2 protein-coding genes are annotated in these 1,641 nt (G+C 68.2%); one reads left to right on the forward strand and one right to left on the reverse strand.

All coding sequences use genetic code 11. The annotated features are described in order from the left end of the window. Window positions 1-959, reverse strand: a 959-nt coding sequence (locus AC1D1S_RS21070; RefSeq protein ID WP_476995438.1) for a glutamyl-tRNA reductase, incomplete at its 3' end; no start/stop codon positions are given. A 170-nt stretch (window positions 960-1,129) separates the two neighbouring features. On the opposite strand from AC1D1S_RS21070, the gene AC1D1S_RS21075 reads away from it, so the two are divergent. Then, a partial coding sequence (locus AC1D1S_RS21075) for a uroporphyrinogen decarboxylase family protein (protein ID WP_476995439.1) occupies window positions 1,130-1,641 on the forward strand: 512 nt, incomplete at its 3' end.

The following is a 1,641-nucleotide window of genomic DNA, read 5'->3' on the forward strand; positions in this document are numbered from 1 at the left end:
CTGCTGGCCTGTTCGAGCGACTCGGCCTGTTCCTGCGGTGCGGCCAGCCGGACCGATTCCAGCGTAAGCAGTTCAACGCCGTCGAGGTCGCCGACCGCGGGGTCGAAGTCATGGGTCAAAGCGAGATCGATCGCGATCAGCGGCTGGGCCGAGTTCGCCCGGATCCGGGCGAGTTCGTCCGCTTCGACCCGGCTGTCGGAGCCGCTGCAGCCGATCATGACGTCGGCGGCGGCAACTGCGCCCGGAAGCGTGTCCTCGTTCAGTGCCGTGCCGCCCCGGGTGGCGACGAAGCCGGCGGCGCGGCCGGAGGAGGAATAGACAAAGACATCGGTGCAGCCACGTTCCCGCAGCAGGGACATGGTGGCACCGGCGTAGGCGCCGGTCCCGAAGACAACGGCTTTCTTGGCGGACCAGTCCGGGTTTTCCGACAGGTCAGTGGCGAGATCAAGGGCCACGGAGACGATGGAGAGCCCGCGCGAACCCAACGCCGTCTGGGCGCCGACGTCCTTCGCGGTCTTGGACGCGGCCTGGAACAGCCGGACCAGGCCGGAGCTGGCGGTGCCCTCGTGCTGGGCCGTGATCAAGGCGCGGCGCACCTGCCCGGCAATTTCCCGTTCGCCCACCACGGCGGAGTCCAGACCGGAGCTGACCGAGAAGAGGTGCTGGCTGACCTCGGCGCCGGTGCGGGTGCTGAAGGCGCGGGAGACGAGCTGGTCGTTGAGTCCGCTGGCGCCGCTGATGTGGGTGATGAGGGCCGCCCGGGCGGCGGCGACGGCGTCCGGATGGGGTGCTTCGCCGTAGATTTCAAGGCGGTTGCAGGTGGCAAGGACAACGGCACCCGCCACAGCCGGCGATCCGGCGAGGGCGGATGTGGCGATCCCTGAAGCACCGGTGCTCAACTGAGCAACGGTTTCGAGGTCGATGTCGGCGTGTGTAGCCACCAATGAAAAAAGAACCACAGCATCACCATCATAGCTTTTTCGCGCCCGTGTAGAACAACTGTCCGGGCGTGGGCTCAGGCACCCTGGCCTGTGATTCCCGCCACGACGCGGCACTCGGGGCCGGTGTCAGAGCCGGCGTGACAGGCTGTCGTTATCTTTTGGGCACAAATTTGGGCACAATCGAAGTCATGACTCCAAGCGCTGCGGCACGTGCCGGCACGACCACATTCAGTACGTCCGACAACGGCGCAGCCGGCAATGCAGCCATTGACGGCGCCGCCACAGATGGCGCCGCCCGCGGCCTCGACGCCGGCCACCCGCTGATGGACGGCCGCACCGCGGATTCGCCGCTGATCACCGCCTACCGCGGCGGCAAGCCCTCCCGCCGTCCCGTCTGGTTCATGCGCCAGGCCGGCCGCTCGCTGCCCGAATACCTCAAGGTCCGTGAGGGCGTCGCGATGCTGGACTCGTGCCTGCGCCCCGAGCTGGCCTCAGAGATCACCCTGCAGCCGGTACGCCGCCACGACGTCGATGCCGCCATCTTCTTCTCGGACATTGTCATCCCGCTCAAGCTGGCCGGCGTCGGAGTGGACATCGTGCCCGGCGTCGGACCCGTGCTGGACAAACCGGTCCGCACGGCCGCGGACGWWGCCGCCCTTCCGCAGCTGACCTGGGWGGCCCTGGAGCCCATCCGCGAAGC

The sequence above is a fragment of the Arthrobacter sp. P1_A5 genome (assembly GCF_056406825.1).